Genomic DNA, 15044 nt, shown 5'->3' on the forward strand with positions numbered 1-15044 from the left:
TTCGCACGGGGCTCGATCCGGCGGGCGCCCCGCCGGGCTCCTGCGGGGCGGGCGTCCGAAATCCCGCCCGGCGTAAGCCTTTTCGGCTAAAATAAGCCGTTTTTTCACCGACTTACACAAGGCGTGCTCCGCAGTCGTCGAGCGCGCCTTTTTCGCTTGATCGGCACTGAATGGATCATATTCGCAATTTCTCGATCATCGCGCACATCGACCATGGCAAGTCGACACTCGCGGATCGCATCATCCAGGTATGCGGCGGCCTCGCCGACCGTGAAATGGAAGCGCAGGTGCTCGACTCGATGGACATCGAGCGCGAGCGCGGCATCACGATCAAGGCGCAGACTGCCGCGTTGTCCTATCGCGCACGCGACGGCAAGGTCTACAACCTGAACCTGATCGACACGCCGGGGCACGTCGACTTCTCGTACGAGGTCAGCCGTTCGCTGTCCGCGTGCGAAGGCGCGCTGCTGGTGGTCGACGCGAGCCAGGGCGTCGAGGCGCAGACGGTCGCGAACTGCTACACGGCGATCGAGCTCGGCGTCGAGGTCGTGCCGGTGCTGAACAAGATCGACCTGCCGGCCGCGAACCCCGAGAACGCGATCGAGGAGATCGAGGACGTGATCGGCATCGATGCGACCGACGCAACGCGCTGCAGCGCGAAGACGGGCCTCGGCGTGGAAGACGTGCTCGAGTCGCTGATCGCGAAGGTGCCGCCGCCGAAGGGCGATCCGGCCGCGCCGCTGCAGGCGCTGATCATCGATTCGTGGTTCGACAACTACGTCGGCGTCGTGATGCTCGTGCGCATCGTCAACGGCACGCTGCGCCCGAAGGACAAGATCAAGATGATGGCGACCGGCGCGCAGTATCCGGTCGAGCACGTCGGCGTGTTCACGCCGAAGTCGCGCAATCTCGACTCGCTGTCGGCCGGGCAGGTGGGCTTCATCATCGCCGGCATCAAGGAGCTGACGGCCGCGAAGGTCGGCGATACCGTCACGCACGCGGCCAAGGCCGCCGCCGAGCCGCTGCCGGGCTTCAAGGAAGTGAAGCCGCAGGTGTTCGCGGGGCTGTATCCGGTCGAGGCCAACCAGTACGACGCGCTGCGCGAATCGCTCGAGAAGCTGAAGCTGAACGACGCATCGCTGCAGTACGAGCCGGAAGTGTCGCAGGCGCTCGGCTTCGGTTTCCGCTGCGGCTTTCTCGGGCTGCTGCACATGGAAATCGTGCAGGAGCGGCTCGAGCGCGAATTCGATATGGATCTCATCACGACCGCGCCGACGGTCGTCTACGAGGTCGTGCAGAGCGACGGCTCGACGATCATGGTCGAGAACCCGGCGAAGATGCCGGAGCCCGGCCGCATTGCCGAAGTCCGCGAGCCGATCGTCACCGTGAATCTCTACATGCCGCAGGATTACGTCGGCTCGGTGATCACGCTGTGCGAGCAGAAGCGCGGCTCGCAGATCAACATGCAGTATCACGGCCGCCAGGTGCAGCTCACGTACGAGATCCCGATGGCGGAAATCGTGCTCGACTTCTTCGATCGCCTGAAGTCGGTGTCGCGCGGCTATGCGTCGATGGACTACGAGTTCAAGGAATATCGTTCGTCGGACGTCGTGAAGGTCGACATGCTGATCAACGGCGACAAGGTCGACGCGTTGTCGATCATCGTGCACCGGTCGCAATCGCAATACCGCGGCCGCGAAGTCGCCGCGAAGATGCGCGAGATCATTCCGCGCCAGATGTACGACGTGGCGATCCAGGCCGCGATCGGCGCGCACATCGTCGCGCGCGAGAACATCAAGGCGCTGCGCAAGAACGTGCTCGCGAAGTGCTACGGCGGCGACATCACGCGGAAGAAGAAACTGCTCGAGAAGCAGAAAGAAGGTAAGAAACGGATGAAGCAGGTGGGTTCGGTCGAGATCCCGCAGGAGGCGTTCCTCGCGATCTTGCGCGTCGAAGACAAATAACAGGACTGATCCTTTTATGAATTTTGCGCTGATTCTTTTTGTGCTCGTCGTCGTGACGGGCGTAGCGTGGGTGTTGGACAAACTGGTGTTCCTGCCGCGGCGTCGCAAGGCGGCCGACTCGGCAATCGAGGAGTTCGATCGCCAGCAGTCGCGCATCGACAAGCGTTTCGCGGACGAAAACGCGGTGCAGACGCGTTCGAAGCTGCGTGACGAAAAGCTGCGCCAGCCGTGGTGGCTCGAGTACACGGCAAGCTTCTTCCCGGTGATCCTGGCCGTGTTCGTCGTGCGTTCGTTCGTCGTCGAGCCGTTCAAGATCCCGTCGGGCTCGATGGTGCCGACGCTGCTCGTCGGCGACTTCATCCTCGTCAACAAGTTCGAGTACGGGTTGCGCCTGCCGGTCACCAACACGAAGATCACGCAGGGCAGCCCGCTGTCGCGCGGTGACGTCGTCGTGTTCCGCTATCCGAAGGACGAGTCGGTCGACTACATCAAGCGCGTGATCGGCCTGCCGGGCGATACCGTCGCGTACCAGGACAAGCAGCTCACGATCAACGGCCAGCCGGTGCCCGAAACGCCGCTGCCCGATTTCTTCGATGACGAGCGCCAGAATTACGCGAAGCAGTTCGAGGAAACGATCGGCAACAAGAAGAACGCGATCCTCAACAACCCGGCCGTGCCGCCGTTCGTGATGGGCGCATACGACTATCCGTATCGCGACAACTGCACGTACAACAGCCGCGGCGTGATCTGCAAGGTGCCGCCCGGTCACTACTTCATGATGGGCGACAACCGCGACAACAGCGCGGACAGCCGCTACTGGGGTTTCGTGCCCGACCAGAACATCGTCGGCCGCGCGTTCTTCATCTGGATGAACTTCAGCGACCTGAAGCGCATCGGCTCCTTCAACTGACCGCATTCGATTCACACGCAATACGCGACGCACGGGCCGCGCCGCGTATTGCCGAACTACTTTAAGAACCAGCGGTAACACCGCCTCGTCACGCCTTTTCGTGTCCGGCCGTGCCGTTTCGGCCCGACCGGGCGCCCGCGTTATACTCCTGCACATGCCCTCATCCCAGTTGGAAAGCCGGCTGCGCTACGAATTTCGCAATGCGGAATTGTTGCGCCAGGCTTTGACCCATCGCAGTCACAGTGCCACGCACAATGAACGGCTCGAGTTTCTCGGCGATTCCGTTCTGAATTGCGCGGTGGCCGCCCTTTTGTTCCAGCGTTTCGGCAAGCTGGACGAAGGTGACCTGTCGCGCGTACGCGCCAATCTCGTCAAGCAGCAGTCGCTGTACGAAATTGCTCAGGCCCTGAATATCTCGGACGGCCTGCGGCTGGGCGAGGGCGAACTGCGCAGCGGCGGGTTCCGTCGCCCGTCGATCCTCGCGGACGCGTTCGAAGCCATCATCGGGGCCGTGTTCCTCGATGGGGGCTTCGAAGCCGCCCAAGGGGTCATCAAGCGCCTCTATATCCCGATTCTCGACCACATCGATCCGCGTACGCTCGGCAAGGACGCGAAGACGCTGCTGCAGGAATATCTGCAGGGGCACAAGATCGCGCTGCCGACCTATACGGTCGTCGCGACGCATGGTGCGGCGCACAATCAGCAGTTCGAGGTCGAGTGCACGGTGCCGAAGCTGGACGTGAAGGTATCGGGCTCCGGCGCGAGCCGGCGCGCGGCCGAGCAGGCTGCCGCGAAGAAGGCGCTCGACGAAGTGATGGCGGCCGCGCCGATGCTGGCCGCGAAGCCGAAGCGCTCGAAAAACGCGCGCGGGTCCAAGCATGTCGAACCCGAGATCGTGCCGGGCGTGAAGGGCGTGCAGGAAGCGCTCGACCTGCGCTCGCCCGAGCGGAAGGAACGTGCGGCGGCGCGCGAGGCGAGGGCGGCCGGCGCGGTGCCGGCTGCCACCGCCGCGGCTGCGGCGACGGGCGCTGAACCGGCCGTCGCGCCGATGGCCGCGATTCGCGCGGCGCATGTCGAGCCGGCCGCGGACAAGGGCGAACGGGCGGCGAAGCCGGCGGCCGACAAGGTTGCCGACAAACCGGCCGAGCGGCCCGACAAGGCCGCGGAGAAGCCGGCCGAGGCCGCGCCGCGCGCAGCTGACAAGCCGGCCGGCCATGCAGCCGATCCGGCATCGTCGTCGGCCGATAAGCCTGGCGCGAGTGCCGACGCCGCCGCGCGCACGCCTGCGCGCGCACGCGATGCCGCGGCGCCCGACGCGGACACGCCGCCCGGCGGCGCGAGCCTTGCTGCCGCGCAGGCGCGCGTGGCCGATGCCGACCACTGAACTGCCCAGCGATCGTGCCGCGCGCCGCGCGGCCGTTTCCGAACCTGTCTCCCAAACGATATGAACACTCCCGCTCCTACCGGTTTCCGTTGCGGCATGATCGCGATCGTGGGCCGCCCGAACGTCGGCAAGTCGACGTTGATGAACGCACTCGTCGGCCAGAAGATCAGCATCACGTCGCGCAAGGCGCAGACGACCCGCCACCGCATCACCGGCATCAACACGTTCGACGACGCGCAATTCGTGTTCGTCGACACGCCCGGTTTCCAGACCCGTCACAGCACCGCGCTGAACCGTTCGCTGAACCGCGCGGTCACGTCGACGCTGACGTCGGTCGACGTGATCCTGTTCGTGATCGAGGCCGGCCGCTTCGGGCCCGACGACCAGAAGGTGCTCGACCTGATCCCGCCCGGCATGCCGACGCTGCTGATCGCGAACAAGATCGACCGCGTGAACGACAAGGCCACGCTGTTCCCGTTCATGCAGAAGGTGAGCGAGCTGCGCGAATTCACCGAGCTCGTGCCGCTGTCGGCGCAGAAGCCGGAAGACATCAAGCGCCTGCTGGACACGATCAAGCCGTACCTGCCGGAAGGCGAGCCGATCTACGGCGAGGACGAGCTGACCGACCGCAGCTCGCGTTTTCTCGCGGCCGAAATCCTGCGCGAGAAGGTGTTTCGCTGGACTGGCGACGAGCTGCCGTACACGAGCACCGTGCTGATCGACAAGTTCGAGGAAGAGGGCCGCCTGAAGCGCATCTTCGCGACGATCCTCGTCGAGCGCGATTCGCACAAGGCGATGGTGATCGGCAAGAAGGGCGAGAAGCTCAAGCAGATCAGCACCGAGGCGCGGATGGACATGGAAAAGCTGTTCGACGGCCCCGTGTACCTCGAGACCTTCGTGAAGGTGAAGAGCGGCTGGGCCGACAACGAGGCGGGGCTGCGTGCCTATGGGTACGAATGACGCGCTGACGTCGACCGAAGACGCGGTGACGGCCGGCGCGAACGACGCGCCGCTGCCGGCACCGCCCGAACCGCCGCGCAAGGCGCGGCGCGCGACGTCTCGCACGTCCGATTTCCGCGTCGCCGAGCAGCCGGCGTTCGTGCTGCACAGCTATCCGTATCGGGAAACGAGCCTGATCGTCGACGTGCTGACGCGCGACCACGGCCGGCTCGCACTCGTCGCGAAGGGCGCGAAGCGCCCGCACTCCGCGTTGCGCGGCGTATTGCAGACGTTCCAGCCGCTGCTGCTGTCCTGGTCCGGCAAATCCGAGGTGCGCACGCTGACGGGCGCCGAGTGGGTCGGCGGGATGCTGCCGCTCGGCGGCGACGGGCTGTTGTGCGGTTTCTATGCGAACGAGCTGCTCGTGAAGTTCTGCGCGCGCGAGGATCCCCAGCCGCCGCTGTTCAATCATTACGTGCTGACCCTCACGCGCCTCGCGCACGGCGAGCCCGCGGTGCAGGTGCTGCGCTCGTTCGAGCGCGTGCTGCTGCGCGAGACTGGCTATGCGATGGCGCTGAACCGCACGGTTGCCCGCCGCGCGGTCGAACCCGAGCGCCGCTACGTGTTCGATCCCGAGCGCGGCGTGCGCAATGCGGACGACGACGTGCCGTCGCACTGGCCGGTCATCACCGGGCAGACGTTGCTCGACATGGAACAGGACGATTACCATCGAGCCCAGACGGTTGCGCAAAGCAAGACGCTGATGCGCTTCCTGCTGAACACCTATCTCGGCGGCACGCCGCTCGCCACGCGTCAGATCCTGATCGACCTGCAAAACCTATGAGCTTCTTCCTGACAACGCCCACCGCCATCGACCTCGGCGTGAACATCGACCACGTCGCGACGCTGCGCAATGCGCGCGGCACGCGCTATCCCGATCCGATCCGCGCGGCGCTCGCCGCCGAAGAAGCGGGCGCGGACGCGATCACGCTGCACCTGCGCGAGGATCGTCGTCACATCGTCGACGCCGACGTGCGCGAACTGCGCCCGCTGCTGAAGACGCGCATGAACCTCGAATGCGCGGTCACGGCCGAGATGCTCGACATCGCGTGCGAAGTGCGTCCGCACGACGCGTGCCTCGTGCCGGAGAAGCGCGAGGAACTGACGACCGAAGGCGGTCTCGACGTGGCCGGCCACTTCGAGGCCGTGCGCGCGGCGTGCAAGCAGCTCGCCGACGTGGGCGTGCGCGTGTCGCTGTTCATCGACCCGGACGACACGCAGATCCGCGCCGCGCACGAAGCGGGCGCACCGGTGATCGAGCTGCATACGGGCCGCTACGCCGAAGCGCACGACGAAGCCGAGCAGCAGCGCGAATACGAGCGTATCGTCGCGGGCGTGCAGGCTGGCGCGCGGCTTGGCCTGAAGGTCAACGCGGGCCACGGGCTGCACTACACGAACGTGCAGCAGATCGCCGCGATCGACGGTATCGTCGAACTGAACATCGGCCACGCGATCGTCGCGCACGCGATTTTCGCGGGCTGGGACAACGCGGTGCGCGAGATGAAGGCGATCATGGTCGCCGCACGCGTCGCCGCGCTGCACGGCGGCGCGCGCTGACGATGCGAGGCCGCCGCGCCCCGCACGCCGTTTGCGACGCGTTCGCCCCGACGCTGCCGGGCTACCCCGGCGGAGACTGACATGGCGATCTACGGCATCGGTACCGACATCGCGCAGGTGAGCCGCGTCGCGGCCGTGCTCGAACGCACGGGCGGCCGGTTTGCCGAGAAGGTGCTCGGCCCCGACGAACTGCGCGTGTTCCACGCGCGGCGCGCACGCTCCGAGGCACGCGGCATCGCGTTTCTCGCGACGCGCTTCTCCGCGAAGGAAGCGTTCTCGAAGGCGATCGGGCTCGGCATGCACTGGCCGATGACGTGGCGCGCGCTGCAGACGCTCAACCATCCGAGCGGCGAGCCGTACGTGGTCGCATCGGGCGAGCTGGCCGACTGGCTGGCCGCGCGCGGCATCACGGCGCGCGTGACGGTCAGCGACGAACGCGACTACGCGGTGTCGTTCGTGGTTGCCGAGACGGACGCTGAAACGGACGCCGCTCCTGCTCCTGTACCTGTTTCCCGAACCTCCTCCTGACGGAATTCCCGATCTGATGAAAACGACTCCCGGCCCGGTCATGCTCGACGTCGTCGGCACGACCCTGTCGCGCGACGATGCGCGGCGCCTCGCGCATCCGAATACCGGCGGCGTGATCCTGTTCGCGCGGCACTTCCAGAATCGCGCGCAACTGACCGCGCTGACCGATGCGATCCGCGCGGTGCGCGAAGACATCCTGATCGCCGTCGATCACGAAGGCGGGCGCGTGCAGCGGTTCCGCACCGACGGCTTCACGGTGCTGCCCGCGATGCGCCGCCTCGGCGAACTGTGGGATCGCGACGTGCTGCTCGCGACGAAGGTCGCGACCGCCGTCGGCTACATCCTGGCCGCCGAATTGCGCGCGTGCGGGATCGACATGAGCTTCACGCCCGTACTCGATCTCGACTACGGGCACTCGAAGGTGATCGGCGATCGGGCGTTCCATCGCGACCCGCGCGTCGTCACGCTGCTCGCGAAGAGCCTGAATCACGGGTTGTCGCTCGCCGGTATGGCGAACTGCGGCAAGCATTTCCCCGGACACGGCTTCGCGGAGGCCGATTCGCACGTCGCGTTGCCGACCGACGACCGCACGCTCGATGCGATCCTCGAGCAGGACGTCGCGCCGTACGACTGGCTCGGGCTGTCGCTTGCCGCGGTGATTCCGGCGCATGTGATCTACACGCAGGTCGACAAGCGGCCGGCCGGGTTCTCGCGCGTGTGGCTGCAGGACATCCTGCGCGGCAAGCTCGGCTTCACGGGCGCGATCTTCAGCGACGACCTGTCGATGGAGGCCGCCCGCGAAGGCGGCACGCTCACGCAGGCCGCCGATGCCGCGCTCGCCGCCGGTTGCGACATGGTGCTCGTCTGCAACCAGCCGGACGCGGCCGAAGTCGTGCTGAACGGGCTGAAGGCGCGGGCCTCGGCCGAGTCGGTGCGGCGCCTCAAGCGGATGCGCGCGCGCGGCAAGGCGCTCAAGTGGGACAAGCTGATCGCGCAGCCCGAGTATCTGCAGGCGCAGGCGCTGCTGAGCAGCGCGCTGGCGTAAGCGGGTAGGGGATGGCGCGGGTCGCGCCGTTCCGGTTGCTCCAAACGAAAAAGCCGCGCAGTAGCGCGGCTTTTTTATTACCGAGCGCGATGGCCTGATTCGGGTCGTCGCTGGAACGGATTTACACGCAACTAACGGTCAGATCCGACCAGCGCCCGTATCCAGGGGCCGCCCCACTCAGTTCACCTTCATTCGCTGCAGCTTGTTGTACAGCGTCTTCGGGCTGATGCCGAGCAGCGTCGCCGCGCGGTGGCGCGTCCCGCCGACCGCGTCTAGCGTCGCACGGATCAGCAGATCCTCGACGTCGGACAGCGGGGTGCCCACCTTGATCTGCACGCTGCTGCCGTTCAGCGCGGCGCCGGCGGAGAAGCTGGCTTCGCCCGCGCGCAGCGTCTCGATGAAGTCGCCCGATGCGTCGTACGCGAAACGCACGCGCTCCTGCAGTTCGCGCACGTTGCCCGGCCATTCGTACGACAGGCATTCGCGCACGAAGCCCGGGGCCGCGCGCTTGTCGGTCGTGCTGCGGCCGGTTGCGCGCGCATCCCGGTTCAGTTCGTCGATCTGCGCGTCCGCGATCGCGAGCGCATCGCCGTCGCGCTCGCGCAGCGGCGGCATCGTGATCGACGCCGCGTCGAGGCGCAGCCACAGATCCTCGCGCAGCGTGCCGTTCGCCACCGCTTCGCGCGCCGGGCGGCGGGTGGCCGCGATCAGCCGGAAATCGCTGGTGATCGAGCTCGTGCCACCGATCCGCATGAAGTTCTGCGAATCGAGCGCATGCAGCAGCGCTTCCTGCAGCACGAGCGGCAGTGCGGTGATTTCGTCGAGGAACAGCGTGCCGCCGCCGGCTTGCTCGAACAGGCCCGTCTCGCGGCGCTCGGCGCCGTCGAACGCACCGCGCTCATGGCCGAACAGCACGCTGTCGAGCGACGCGCCGTGCCGGCCGGCCTGCACGAGCATGCGGCAGTCGAACGACACGAACGGGCCCTTGCGGCGCCGGCTCAGGTCGTGCAGCGTGCGCGCCGCCAGCTTCTTGCCGGTGCCCGCTTCGCCCGAGAACAGCACGGCCGTTTCGGTGCGGGCGTTGTGCTCGATCATGTCGTACACGTGCTGCATCGCGTCGCTGCGGCCGACCAGCGCGCCGAAGCGGCCGAGATGGCGCAGCGACGCACGCAGCGACTGCACTTCGTCGATCAGTTCGTACGGGCGGGGAATCCGCGCGAGCAGGCTGCGCAGGCGCGGGATGTTGATCGGCTTCAGCAGGTAGTCCCAGATGCCGTGACGCAGGCCCTCGATGGCGCTCTCGACCGTCGCGTTGCCCGTCAGCACGATCACGGGCAGCGAGCCGTTCGGCTGTTGCTGCGGCAGGTGCTGGAGCAGATCGAACCCGCTGCCGTCCGGCAGGTTCAGGTCGACGAGCACGACGTCGGGAATCGAGCGGCCGAGCGCCGTGCGCGCTTCGGCGAGCGACGTGGCCGTGTCGACCGAGAAGCCGTCTGCGGCGAGCAGCGCGGTGAGGCCTGACAGGCTGTTGGGATCGTCTTCGACAATCAGGGCGTGTGGCATGGTGGACGCGAGTCGAGTCAAGAGAGGCGGGCTGTCGGCCAGCGGGCCGCAGCCGCATGTCGGATTAAAGACTGATTTTATGCCCCGCCGAACGCGTCACGCGCATTATTTCTCCGGCGCTATAAAACAGTTACCGATGATACAAATTGAATATCTTTACCGGTGGCTTTTGTGCTTCGCATGGCTCCGGTTTGTGGCAGCTGTTGGCGCCAGACAAACAAAAAGCGCCCCGAAGGGCGCTTTGTTCGATGCGGAAATCGCTGACGATTACGCGCGGCTGCGGTATTCGTTCGTGCGCGTATCGATTTCGATCTTGTCGCCGGTGTTGCAGAACAGCGGCACTTGCAGCTCGAAGCCGGTCGCCAGCTTCGCGTTCTTCAGCACCTTGCCCGACGACGTGTCGCCCTTGACGGCCGGTTCCGTGTAGGTGATTTCGCGAACGAGGACCGTCGGCAGTTCGACCGAGATCGCCTTCTCGTTGTAGAACACGACTTCGCAAGCCATGCCGTCTTCGAGGTAGTTCAGCGCTTCGCCCATCATTTCGGCTTCGACTTCGTACTGGTTGTAGTCGGCGTCCATGAACACGTACATCGGGTCGGCGAAGTACGAGTACGTCACTTCCTTGCGGTCGAGCACGACGACCTCGAACTTGTCGTCAGCCTTGTAAACCGATTCCTGACCTGCGTTGGACAGCAGGTTCTTCATCTTCATCTTGACGACGGCCGAGTTACGGCCCGACTTGTTGTATTCCGCTTTTGCGATGACCCATGCTTCGCTGCCGATCTGCACGACGTTGCCTACGCGGAGTTCCTGTGCGGTTTTCATAAAAAACTGTCCTGATCAAATCAAATAAATAGGTGCCTGAGCGTTGCGCAACGGCTGACGGCGCAAGCGGCGGTGCGTTCCGGTGGGCGCCAGGAGCCCAAACGCGAGCGCTTGCGTGGTCAGCCGTCGGATAACCGCTTATTTTAACTGAGATTTTGCGTATTCCGCCAGCTTTCCGGCGAGATCGCCGACGGCCGCGAGCGCGTCGGCCCAGCGGAGCGCATTCGCGTCAAGCGCGGCGCGGTGTTGCCAGAAATCGGCCCAGTCGGGCGTGCCGGCGCTGTTCCATGCATGCCAGAACCGCTCGAGCGCGGCGCGCGGCGCATCGGCGAGGCCGGCCGACAGGTGCGCGAGCGCGGCATCGAGCTTGGGCAGGTGCACGTCGTCGGCCTGCGGATAGATGTGCCACACGAACGGCTTGCGCGCCCACTGCGCGCGGACGAACGAATCCTCGCCGCGCACGAAATTGAGATTGGCGACCCACAGCAGCGGATCGTAGTCGGCCTGCGGAACGAACGCGAGGCCATGGGCGGTCAGGTTGCCGCTGCGCGCCCGTACGCCCGCCGCGAACGATTCGACCCCGAAAAAGCGCGCGACGGCGGGCGACAGGCGCCCGGTCGGCACGAGCGCGACGACCGGCGACGGGCCGTCGCGCCACTGCGCGAGCAGCGCGTCGACGGCCGGGTTTTCGTAGGCGAACAGGCTGACGACCGTCGTGCCGGGCGCCGGCGCCGCGGCGCCGGTCGCGCGCTGCCACCACGCGGCGCGGGCTGCCGGATCGGCGTCGAAGGCCGCGCGGCGCGCGTCGAGGTCGCGCTCCTTCGGCACGCCGCCGGTGCCGGCCGACAGGCCCGGGAAGAAGAACGTCTTCAGTAGCGGATAGCGTGGATGCGGCGACGGCCGCAAATGGAAATCGGCGACCCAGTCCTCGGCGCTCAGGTATTCGAGGTTGATCCACACGGGGCGGCGCGCGCGCCGCGCCATCGCCGCGAGATACGGGCCGGGCAACTCGCACGCGAACGCCTCGATCACGACATCGGCGATGTCCAGCGCGTCGCCGACTTCCGCATGCCAGTGCTCGATCACGATCGCGTCGACCGTCTGCCGCCCCGCGTCGGGATCGACCTGCGGCAGCAGGCGCGCGAACGTGTGCAGGTCATCGACGAACAGGCGAACCTGCCAGCCGTGCTCGTGTGCGAGCTGGCGCGCGACGCGCCAGCACACGCCGATGTCGCCGAAATTGTCGATCACCGTGCAGAAGAGGTCGCAGGCGATCGGTTCGCCCGGCGCGAGCGGCACGGCGGAGAGGGGGGCAGCGGTGGTGCGTGGCATCGAAGCGGGCCGGTGAATGCTCTAAACTGGCGATTCTAATAGACCCGTTCCGCGTTACAAGGCGCCCGGATCACGCATGACATCCCCAGAAGCCTCCGCTACTCCGTTCGAACCGAAGAAGATCCTTGCGCAGTTGCCGCACATGCCGGGCGTCTATCGCTATTACGACACGACGGGCGCCGTCCTCTACGTCGGCAAGGCGCGCGACCTGAAAAAGCGCGTGTCGAGTTATTTCACGAAGACGCAACTGTCGCCGCGCATCGCGATGATGGTCACGCGCATCGCGCGCATCGAAACGACCGTCACGCGCTCGGAAGCCGAGGCGCTGCTGCTCGAGAACAACCTGATCAAGGCGCTCGCGCCGCGCTACAACATCCTGTTTCGCGACGACAAGTCGTATCCGTACCTGAAGCTCACCGCGCACCGCTTTCCGCGGATGGCCTACTACCGCGGCTCGGTCGACAAGCAGAACCAGTACTTCGGGCCGTTCCCGAGCGCGTGGGCCGTGCGCGAGAGCATCCAGATCCTGCAGCGCGTGTTCCAGTTGCGCACCTGCGAGGATTCGGTCTTCAACAACCGCACGCGGCCGTGCCTGCTGCATCAGATCGGGCGTTGCACGGCGCCGTGCGTGGGCGCGATCTCCGAAGAGGATTACGCGGTCGACGTGTCGAACGCCGCGCGCTTCCTGCTCGGCCGGCAGTCCGAAGTGATGAAGGAGCTCGAGCAGAAGATGCACGCGTTCGCGGCCGAGCTGAAATTCGAGCAGGCGGCGGCCGTGCGCAACCAGATGAGCTCGCTTGCGACGGTGCTGCACCAGCAGGCGATCGAGGTCGGCAGCGACAGCGACGTCGACATCCTGGCCGTCGTCGCGCAGGGCGGACGCGTGTGCGTGAACCTCGCGATGGTGCGCGGCGGCCGGCACCTCGGCGACAAGGCGTATTTCCCGACGCACGTCGAAAGTGCGCTGACGCTCGCCGAAGGCGGTCTCGGGGAAGAGGTCGAGCCGGCGGAGGCGGTCGATGCGACGGCCGACGCGCCGGTCGACACGGTGCCCGATCAGCCTGCGGAAGAGGCGGGCAGCGCGCGCGGCGCGGCGGCAGCGTCGGTCGAGGCCGAGGTGCTCGACGCATTCATCGCGCAGCACTATCTCGGCAACCGCGTGCCGCCGGTGCTCGTCGTCAGCCATGCGCCCGCGAGTCGCGACCTGCTGGAGCTGCTGTCCGAGCAGGCCGGTCACAAGGTGTCGCTGGTGCGGCAGCCGCAGGGACAGCGGCGCGCGTGGCTGTCGATGGCCGAGCAGAACGCACGGCTCGCGCTCGCGCGGCTGCTGTCCGAGCAGGGCTCGCAGCAGGCGCGCACGCGCGCGCTGGCGGACACGCTCAGCTACGACAGCGACGATCTCGCGACGCTGCGGATCGAGTGCTTCGACATCAGCCATACGATGGGCGAGGCGACGCAGGCATCGTGTGTCGTTTATCACCATCACAAGATGCAGTCGAGCGAATACCGCCGCTACAACATCACGGGCATCACGCCGGGCGACGATTACGCGGCGATGCGGCAGGTGCTCACGCGCCGCTACGAGAAGATGGTCGAGCAGGCCGCGCAGGCGGCGGCCGTCGACGAAGCGGCCGGCATCGACGGCGAGTCGACCCGCCAGGCCGAGGCGTCGAGCCTGCTGCCGAACATCGTGCTGATCGACGGCGGCAAGGGTCAGGTCGAGATCGCGCGGCAGGTGTTCACCGAGCTCGGCCTCGACACGTCGATGCTGGTCGGCGTCGCGAAAGGCGAGGGGCGCAAGGTCGGCCTCGAGACACTGGTGTTCGCGGACGGCCGCGCGCCGCTCGAACTCGGCAAGGAGAGCGCCGCGCTGATGCTCGTCGCGCAGATTCGCGACGAGGCGCACCGTTTCGCGATCACCGGCATGCGGGCGAAGCGGGCGAAGGCTCGCCAGACGTCGCGGCTCGAGGAGCTCGAAGGCGTCGGTGCGAAGCGTCGGCAGCGGCTGCTCGCGCGCTTCGGCGGGTTGCGCGGCGTGGTGGCTGCGAGTGTCGAGGAACTGGCGAGCGTCGAGGGCATTTCGCACGCGCTCGCCGAGCAGATCTACAAGCAGCTTCACTGACGCGGCCGTGCGGCCGGCTCGTTGCCAGCGTTCTTGTGGCAGGCCGGTCGACACGGCACAATTGCGAATCCTTTACTGTCCCGCATGCCATGCCGTTCAATTTCCCGATTTTCCTGACGTGGGTACGGATCGTGCTGATTCCGCTCGTCGTCGGCGTGTTCTATCTGCCGGACACGGTGATGGGCGGCGCGCACCGCAATCTCGCGGCGGCGGCGATCTTCATCCTCGCCGCGCTGACCGACTGGTTCGACGGCTTCCTCGCGCGCAAGTGGAATCAGACGTCGTCGTTCGGTGCCTTTCTCGACCCGGTGGCGGACAAGCTGATGGTGACGGCCGCGCTGCTGATCCTCGTGCAGATTTCGCGGGTCGACGCGGCGATCGCGCTGGTGATCGTCGGTCGCGAGATCGCGATTTCGGCGCTGCGCGAGTGGATGGCGCAGATCGGCGCGTCGAAGAGCGTCGCGGTGAACCAGCTCGGCAAGTTCAAGACCGCGTGCCAGATGGTCGCGATTCCGATGCTGCTGTTTTACGGGCCGCTGCCGCTCGGCGTCGTGACGATCGATACGCGCGTGTGGGGCAAGTGGCTGATGTATCTGGCCGCGGTGCTGACGATCTGGTCGATGCTGTACTACATGAAGCTCGCCTGGCCGCAGATTCGCGAGCGCGGCGGTGCGTGAGCCGCGCCGGTGCGGCGGCGGTTTTTGTAAAAAGGGCTGGAAAAGCCCTTGACACACGAATGTGCCTTCGACATAATCTCGCTTCTCCGCTGCACGACGAAGTAAGTGTGTGACGGGGAAGCAGTAGCGTAGCAATAC

The 15044-nt window shown here is 66.4% G+C and carries 13 protein-coding genes; 10 read left to right on the forward strand and 3 right to left on the reverse strand.

Annotation, left to right across the window (positions count from 1 at the left end):
* Positions 1-170: 170 nt before the first annotated feature.
* The 8 genes from lepA to nagZ all read left to right on the forward strand — a co-directional run bounded on the left by lepA (position 171) and on the right by nagZ (position 8387).
* The gene (gene lepA, locus JMF86_RS05280; protein ID WP_011544942.1) at positions 171-1964 is read left to right on the forward strand and encodes a translation elongation factor 4; all 1794 of its coding nucleotides are present in this window, start codon (positions 171-173) and stop codon (positions 1962-1964) included.
* Between the two features lie 16 nt (positions 1965-1980).
* Positions 1981-2874: a signal peptidase I gene (gene lepB / locus JMF86_RS05285; RefSeq protein WP_011544943.1), complete on the forward strand. Its 894-nt coding sequence runs from the start codon at positions 1981-1983 to the stop codon at positions 2872-2874.
* Positions 2875-3028: 154 nt separating this feature from the next.
* Positions 3029-4258 (forward strand): ribonuclease III, encoded by a 1230-nt coding sequence (rnc, locus tag JMF86_RS05290; RefSeq protein WP_011544944.1) that lies wholly within the window; start codon positions 3029-3031, stop codon positions 4256-4258.
* Positions 4259-4318: 60 nt separating this feature from the next.
* Entirely contained in the window at positions 4319-5218 is a 900-nt protein-coding gene (era, locus tag JMF86_RS05295) for a GTPase Era (RefSeq protein ID WP_006476493.1), read from the forward strand.
* Positions 5205-6041 (forward strand): DNA repair protein RecO, encoded by an 837-nt coding sequence (gene recO / locus JMF86_RS05300; RefSeq protein ID WP_006476492.1) that lies wholly within the window; start codon positions 5205-5207, stop codon positions 6039-6041. Before era ends, recO begins: the two co-directional genes overlap by 14 nt.
* A complete protein-coding gene (gene pdxJ, locus JMF86_RS05305) occupies positions 6038-6814 on the forward strand; it encodes a pyridoxine 5'-phosphate synthase (RefSeq protein WP_011544945.1) in 777 nt (258 codons plus the stop codon). The genes recO and pdxJ overlap by 4 nt, the downstream gene beginning before the upstream one ends.
* A gap of 81 nt (positions 6815-6895) precedes the next feature.
* Positions 6896-7342, forward strand: a complete 447-nt coding sequence (acpS, locus tag JMF86_RS05310) for a holo-ACP synthase (RefSeq protein WP_011544946.1) — start codon at positions 6896-6898, stop codon at positions 7340-7342.
* Between the two features lie 16 nt (positions 7343-7358).
* On the forward strand, positions 7359-8387 hold the full coding sequence (gene nagZ / locus JMF86_RS05315; RefSeq protein WP_011544947.1) for a beta-N-acetylhexosaminidase: 1029 nt from the start codon (positions 7359-7361) through the stop codon (positions 8385-8387).
* A gap of 177 nt (positions 8388-8564) precedes the next feature.
* On the opposite strand, the gene JMF86_RS05320 is transcribed toward nagZ, so the two are convergent.
* The 3 genes from JMF86_RS05320 to earP all read right to left on the reverse strand — a co-directional run bounded on the left by JMF86_RS05320 (position 8565) and on the right by earP (position 12107).
* Positions 8565-9950, reverse strand: coding sequence for a sigma-54 dependent transcriptional regulator (locus JMF86_RS05320; protein WP_011694227.1), 1386 nt, complete (start codon positions 9948-9950; stop codon positions 8565-8567).
* Positions 9951-10217: 267 nt separating this feature from the next.
* Positions 10218-10775: an elongation factor P gene (gene efp / locus JMF86_RS05325; protein WP_006476487.1), complete on the reverse strand. Its 558-nt coding sequence runs from the start codon at positions 10773-10775 to the stop codon at positions 10218-10220.
* 138 nt (positions 10776-10913) lie between these two features.
* Positions 10914-12107, reverse strand: coding sequence for an elongation factor P maturation arginine rhamnosyltransferase EarP (gene earP / locus JMF86_RS05330; protein ID WP_011694228.1), 1194 nt, complete (start codon positions 12105-12107; stop codon positions 10914-10916).
* 76 nt (positions 12108-12183) lie between these two features.
* Between earP and uvrC the strand changes: the two genes are divergently transcribed.
* Together uvrC and pgsA are read left to right on the forward strand one after the other, a co-directional pair.
* On the forward strand, positions 12184-14229 hold the full coding sequence (gene uvrC / locus JMF86_RS05335) for an excinuclease ABC subunit UvrC (RefSeq protein ID WP_011544950.1): 2046 nt from the start codon (positions 12184-12186) through the stop codon (positions 14227-14229).
* A gap of 89 nt (positions 14230-14318) precedes the next feature.
* Complete coding sequence (gene pgsA / locus JMF86_RS05340) at positions 14319-14906, forward strand: CDP-diacylglycerol--glycerol-3-phosphate 3-phosphatidyltransferase (RefSeq protein ID WP_201316781.1); 588 nt, start codon at positions 14319-14321, stop codon at positions 14904-14906.
* The last annotated feature ends 138 nt before the right edge of the window (positions 14907-15044 follow it).

It is taken from the genome of Burkholderia sp. E168m15 (genome assembly GCF_016586105.1).
GTDB lineage: Bacteria > Pseudomonadota > Gammaproteobacteria > Burkholderiales > Burkholderiaceae > Burkholderia > Burkholderia orbicola.